Source organism: Maricaulis sp. (assembly GCF_048270095.1).
Lineage (GTDB): Bacteria > Pseudomonadota > Alphaproteobacteria > Caulobacterales > Maricaulaceae > Maricaulis.
This window is the reverse complement of sequence record NZ_JBLWTL010000022.1, coordinates 46,955-52,954: the sequence shown is the minus strand read 5'-3', so window position 1 is coordinate 52,954 and position 6,000 is coordinate 46,955. Positions and strand designations below refer to the sequence as shown.

The 6,000-nt window shown below is 62.9% G+C and carries 5 protein-coding genes; 4 read left to right on the top strand and 1 reads right to left on the bottom strand.

The genetic code is table 11. The features are described from left to right. A partial coding sequence (locus ACN0YJ_RS11870) for a DUF3971 domain-containing protein (RefSeq protein WP_417496313.1) occupies positions 1 to 2,702 on the bottom strand: 2,702 nt, incomplete at its 3' end. 102 nt (positions 2,703 to 2,804) lie between these two features. Here ACN0YJ_RS11870 and ACN0YJ_RS11865 point away from each other — a divergent pair. From ACN0YJ_RS11865 to ACN0YJ_RS11850, 4 genes are all read left to right on the top strand, one after another. Next, positions 2,805 to 3,278, top strand: coding sequence for a peroxiredoxin (locus tag ACN0YJ_RS11865; RefSeq protein WP_417475873.1), 474 nt, complete (start codon positions 2,805 to 2,807; stop codon positions 3,276 to 3,278). Further along, complete coding sequence (locus ACN0YJ_RS11860; protein ID WP_417496312.1) at positions 3,275 to 4,120, top strand: ferritin-like domain-containing protein; 846 nt, start codon at positions 3,275 to 3,277, stop codon at positions 4,118 to 4,120. The genes ACN0YJ_RS11865 and ACN0YJ_RS11860 overlap by 4 nt, the downstream gene beginning before the upstream one ends. Positions 4,121 to 4,203: 83 nt before the next feature. Further along, positions 4,204 to 5,436 carry a peptidoglycan DD-metalloendopeptidase family protein gene (locus ACN0YJ_RS11855; protein WP_417475870.1) on the top strand — a complete coding sequence of 411 codons (1,233 nt, stop codon included), beginning with the start codon at positions 4,204 to 4,206 and terminating at the stop codon, positions 5,434 to 5,436. A 61-nt stretch (positions 5,437 to 5,497) separates the two neighbouring features. Next, complete coding sequence (locus tag ACN0YJ_RS11850) at positions 5,498 to 5,953, top strand: bactofilin family protein (protein WP_417475868.1); 456 nt, start codon at positions 5,498 to 5,500, stop codon at positions 5,951 to 5,953. Positions 5,954 to 6,000: the final 47 nt, after the last annotated feature.

Here is a 6,000-nt window from a genome sequence, read left to right as displayed (position 1 = left end):
CCCGCCAGCGAGAACGCGCGAATTCCCGCCGCCTCGCTGCGCCAGATCAGGTTAAAATCATCGAGCTGACTGCGATCCGACACCACCAGCCGCGCCACATCCAGTGTCGCATTGAGCGGCATCATCCCGCCTTCACCGCTGCCCAGACCACGCAGATGCGGCATCAAGTCACGAATATCGAGATAGCGCCCGGCCATGCGGGCGGAGAAGGCGCCGCCCTCCTCGGCCGGGCCGGTCAGACTGCCGCTGAGGTCAACAAGTTCCTCGACCAGCAACTGTTCGAAACGGGCCGTCTCAAGGCGTCCCTGGGCGGAGAGCTGCGCCGTTGCGGCGACCGAAAGCCCGGCCGATTCGGCCAGGAAATCCCCAAATCGATAACCGCCATCCTCGCGCAGATGCAAGGTGAAGCCGACATGGCCCGGCTCACCGGCCGGTTTGCCCCAGACCCCTCCGGGTGCGTCCAGGCTGGCATCGAGCAAATCGGCGTCGACGCGCACATCATTGACGCCCATACCGGAACCGGTCGCACGCGCCTGCAACTGGATTTCGCCGCCCAGATAGCGCCGCGCCGGGATACCGAGACGGTCAAAGGTCCTGGCGCCGATGATGGCCGTCATTTCGAAGGCCGTCGTCGCCTCGTCGGCACCGGCACGGAAATTTTCACGCCAGACGAACTCAACCGGCGTCTCCAGCACGACACCCTCACTGGTGGCTGTCAGCCCGTCAGGGTCGGCGTGCAGCTGCACCCGTCCTTCGGTGAAGGCCCAGTCAGTTCCCGGCACGATGCCGAATGCCTGTTCGATCCGTCCCTCGATATTGAACGGAATATCATCGGGATCGACATCGTCGAGCATGGGGCGATGAAACTCGAAATCGACGACGGCCTGGCCGTCGACAATGTCTGAGGAGACGCCAAAACTCGAGGTCAGAAAAAGTGGCGGCTCATCGATCAACGCCAGGATATCAGCCGCCCGCCCCTGGGCCACGCCGGCAAAGCGCGCCCGGGCGCCCTTCGGATTCAGGCGCGGGATATCAACGACGCCGCGCGATAATTCGATATCGCCGATCCGGCCGCTCGTCATATCGACCTCAAAGGCATTGCCACGCAAGACGGCATGCCCCCGGCCATGATCGAGCACCGTCATCTCCGGGACATAGCGCACGACCGCGTCCTCGAAATCGAAGCTCAGCGTCAGGCGGTCATCCGCGAGCGCGCCCGCGGCCACGGATTCCGCGTCGATATCGAGATCGAGGCGCGCATTGTAGTAATGCCCGCCCAATATGCTCTCGCGGATCCAGACCCGCGCGGTATCGGCCAGAAGGACCGGCCAGTAGGCCAGCACGGTTTCCGGCTGGACATCCCCCTCGATCGGACCGTTCAGCCGCAGATTGGGCAACCAGCGTCCATCGGCCACGGCCGAGAGCGAAGTCTCGCCCGACAGCCGCGCCTGGATCGGGCCGAGATCGACATCGAGCTGGTCCAGGTCAATCTTCGCCTCGTTCAGATCGACCGAACCGGCCAGTTCAAGCCCGGTCCAGACCGGGGGGCGTTCGAATATCCCGCCCAGGTCGATATGGCCGGGACCGGCCGTCAATTCATAGCGCCACCGCATCGGCAGCGCGCCGATATAGTCGGAAAGCTCGAACATCCGGCCGCTCAGTTGTGCGGTAAAGACGTCCGAATCCAGTCGCGCTTCCGACAGGGTCAGCTCGGCAGCATCGGGATCGAAATCCATGCGGACCGTAGCGCTGTTGAAAGCGGTCGATTCGCCATCGCGCAGAACATGCCCGGCTCCGATATCCAGATTGATCGATGCGCCGCGAATGCCCGATTCCCGCGTCGCATTGAGCAAGAGGTCGAGGCTGACAGGGGCATCCAGGATGCGTAGCACCGATAGCGGGCCAATCCCGGGCGCCACCGCCGCCGGCGACAGCTCGGAGACACGGGCCTCCAGCAACAGGCTATTGAGCGCGGCCCCGGCCTGAACGCGCACTTCAAGCGGTGCGAAACCGGATGGCGTCGCCAGCTGGCCCGTCAGCTCGGCCCGGATCCGGCTATCATCGCGGTCGAGAACAACGCTGGCCTGGTCAACCAGCCAGGCAATCCCGGTGATCGCATCGACGATGCGTACGGACGCATTCTCGATATCGGCATGGCGCAACTGACCGAGCATGCCACCCGGACGTGCCGGCTCCTGCAGCAGCTGGAAGAGCGACGCACTGTCATCGCCGCCGCGGGCCGGTCGTTGTGCCGTCGCCGAAACCCGCTCGACACTGCCCAGCCCGACCCCGACCGCGCCATCGGCACGCCGGACCATGGAGATGGAGCCGCCTGAAATACTGACCGTCACCGGCTCGACCCGCCCGATCAACAGGCTCTGAACCGCAAAGCCGGCCTCCAGGCGCGGCGCACGGGCAATCACTTCGCCATGACGTTCGGCGACCGTGACGTCGCGCGCCAAAATTACCAGGGCCCGCGTTTCCGGATCGAATCGCGCCTCCAGGGCCCCGAGCGCCACGAGTTCGCCCTCGAAGGCCTGGGCCAGCATGAGTTGCGCATCCTCGCGCAGAAAATCCAGTTCAATCGGTCCGTTCGACAAACGCACCAGCAGGGCGCCAACCGCGAAAATCGCCAGGGCCAGCAGGACCGCGATTGCCTCCAGGGTATAGATGACACACAGACGGATCGATCTTCGCAGCATCAGCCAAGGCCTCGCGCAGCGTCACGACTGGACGCAGGCCGCAGGAGGCGCACACTGGGGCGAGTTTGAATTGTCCGCCCAGGCGGCGACAGGAGGGGATAGATGAACGATCTCAAGACAGGCGATCTGGCTCCACATTTTCGGTTGGCCACCGACGGCGGCGGCGAAGTCGATCTGGGTGAACTACTCGGCAAAACGATTGTTCTCTATTTTTACCCGAAGGACGACACCCCCGGCTGCACAACGCAAGCCATCGAATTCTCCAAAGCCGGCGCCGCCTTCGCCGAAGCCGGCGCGGTCATCATCGGCGTATCCAAGGATAGCGTAAAAAGACACGACAAATTCAAGGCCAAGCATGAATTAACAGTCATCCTGGCTTCAGACGAGCCCGGCGAGGTGATCGAGGCCTATGGATCCTGGATCCTGAAGAAGCTGTATGGCCGCGAATATATGGGCATTGATCGTTCGACCTTCGTCATCGGCCCTGATGGCCGGCTCGTGCAAATCTGGCACAAGGTCAAAGTCAAGGGTCATGTTGAGGCCGTCCTGGCGGCCGTGCAGGCGATCGCACGATGAGCCGTCCGGCTGCCGACCTGCGCGAAATGGCCGTGGCGGTGCTGCAAACCGCGGAGCCGCGCGCCAAGGCCGCAGCGGCGCGCGCGGTGTGCCGGGCCCTTGAAGGCGCAAGCCTGGCCTGGCCCTCACCATGGCCGGCAACCGTCCCAGATGACACGCCAGCGCGGCCGGAGCGGCCCGCGCTGGTCGCTCCGGGCAAGCCACCCCGCCGGCGCCTCGGCTCGATTGAGGGCCGCATCGCCCTGCTGCATGCCGTCGCCCATATCGAGTTCAACGCCATCGACCTGGCCTTCGACATGGCCGTGCGCTTCGGTGGCGATCACGCGCTTGCGCCAGAGGAGCGGCTCAACTTCCTTACCGACTGGATCCGGATCGGCGATGACGAGGCGCGTCATTTCGGCCTCATTGCCGACCGGCTGGAAGCGCTCGGCGCCGCCTATGGCGACCTGCCGGCCCATGACGGATTATGGGATGCGGCGCGCGCGACCCGGCAGGATGTGGCGGCCCGCCTGGCGATCGCGCCGCTGGTGCTTGAGGCGCGAGGGCTGGATGTCACACCCGGCATGATCGACCGGCTTGTTTCTGCCGGAGACACAATCAGCGCCGGGATTTTGAAAATAATCTATGCCGATGAAGTCGGCCATGTCGCCGCCGGCATGCGCTGGTTCCAACATGTCTGCGCGCGCGCCGGAACCGAGCCGGAAGCCCGCTACCACAGCCTTGTACAGCAGTATTATCGGGGTGGCTTGAAACCACCATTCAACACCGATGCGCGGAACCGTGCGCGCTTTCCGGAAAAATATTACCTGCCATTGGCAGCAACCGGCGCACCACTTGCATAAACAAGAGTTGAAAACTGACGATCTTTTGTGTCACATGCCCGACTTGGGCACCGGGGCAAGCGGAAGTCTGGGCAAAGTAACGCATGTTCTCACGACTCAAACTCGCTGTGTGGGGCACAGCACAACGTTGGTTCCCGGACCGGCAAATCTACCATCGCAGCGATGGTCAGGTTCGCTATTTCGCGATCTCTACGGCTGTCCAGATCAGCGCGCTGCTCAGCGCCGCGGTTCTGGCCTGCTGGCTCTGTTACTCAACCGTCTCTGTCGCGTTTCACGGTCAGGCCCTGGCGGCCAAGGACTCGGCGATCGAGCGCGAGCGCATCAATCTCAATCGCATGGTCGCCGAAGCGCAGGCCAGTGAAGCCACAGCCTATTCCTTCATGGAATCGCGGATGGAAGAGTTTGATCGCGCCGCCTATGAATTCCAGATGCGCCATGAAACGCTCAGCCAGCTGGTTGAATTCGCTGAACAATTAAGCGGCAATGATATGGCGCCCTCACCGGCCCTCGCTGATGACCGCGTCCTGATGGCCGCCACGCCCGCCGATCCGACGCCGCGCATGGCGCGCGATCCGCTGATCAATATCGCGGCCATGTCGGATTCTCCGGAAGACCAGATTTCCTACCTGATGGGCGAACAGGACAATGTGCTTGCCCAGGCCGAGGACGCCACCGAAGCGCGACTGGAAAATCTGCGCGCCGTGCTCCGGCTGACCGGGCTGGATATCGATCATGTCGTCGCCAGCGGGCAAAATGGCGAGGAACAGGGCGGGCCCTACATCCCGATCAATGACACCCCGCTGTTTTCCGATGGTTGGGATCTGGAAGCTGAGTTTTCCTCTCGCATCACGCGCGTCGCCGCACGCATGCTCGAAGTCGAGGAGCTGGAGCGCTTCATCGAGACCGGCCCGCTTGGCGTTCCCGTAGATGCCGCCTACCGCCGGACCAGCCCGTTCGGAGTCAGGCTTGACCCCTTCAATCGCCGTGCGACCCAACATCGCGGCATTGATTTTGCTGCCTATCGGCGTGCCCCCATTGTTGCGACCGGACCCGGGCGCGTCATTTACGCGGGTTGGCGCAGCGGTTATGGTCGTTGTGTTGAAATCGACCATGGCTACGGATTCGTGACCCGTTATGGTCACATGCATGAAATCGCAGTGAGGCGTGGCGACACAGTCGAACGTGGACAACAGGTCGGGGGCATGGGCTCCACAGGACGCAGTACGGCCACGCACTTGCATTATGAAATCTGGTATGAAGGATCTGCGATAGATCCCGAACGCCTATTGAGGGCCGGACAATATGTTCAAGGGTAACAAAGACGTCTCACCATCCGATTCGATGTCACAGTCGACCATGCCGACCAAGAGGACTGCCATGAAATCCAGAGCCCCATCCATCCTCTCGGGTGATCTTGTACTGACCGGATCGATTGTGTCCGAAGGCGAGGTTCAACTCGATGGTTCCGTTGACGGCGATATCCGCGCCGGTTCGCTGATTATCGGCGAAGACGCGGTCGTCAACGGCGAAGTCTATGCCGAAACCGTCGTCATCCGCGGGAAAGTCTCCGGCAGCGTCCGCGCCCGCCAGGTGCAACTGGCCGCAACAGCGCGCATCGAAGGCGACATTGTTCATGCCGCCCTGTCCGTGGAGAGCGGGGCCTTCTTTGACGGCCATTGCCGCCACTCGACCGACCCGCTCGCAGAGAAAAGCGGTCCTACGGCAACCACCACCAGCGCGCCAAAAGTGGACAACCGTCCGCCCGCACCGCCAGCCAACAAACCGGCATCTGTGGATCAGCCACCGCTGGCCGCGAACAAATCCAGCCTCTGATCAGTTCAGGCAGGGCAAAATGAGAAACGCCGGCGTGCCCATCGGGA

Excerpts from the sequence above, each read along its gene's own strand:
- ACN0YJ_RS11865 (WP_417475873.1), top strand. The coding sequence starts at position 2,805 with ATGAACGATCTCAAGACAGGCGATCTGGCTCCACATTTTCGGTTGGCC.
- ACN0YJ_RS11860 (WP_417496312.1), top strand. The coding sequence starts at position 3,275 with ATGAGCCGTCCGGCTGCCGACCTGCGCGAAATGGCCGTGGCGGTGCTG.
- ACN0YJ_RS11855 (WP_417475870.1), top strand. The coding sequence starts at position 4,204 with ATGTTCTCACGACTCAAACTCGCTGTGTGGGGCACAGCACAACGTTGG.
- ACN0YJ_RS11850 (WP_417475868.1), top strand. The coding sequence starts at position 5,498 with ATGAAATCCAGAGCCCCATCCATCCTCTCGGGTGATCTTGTACTGACC.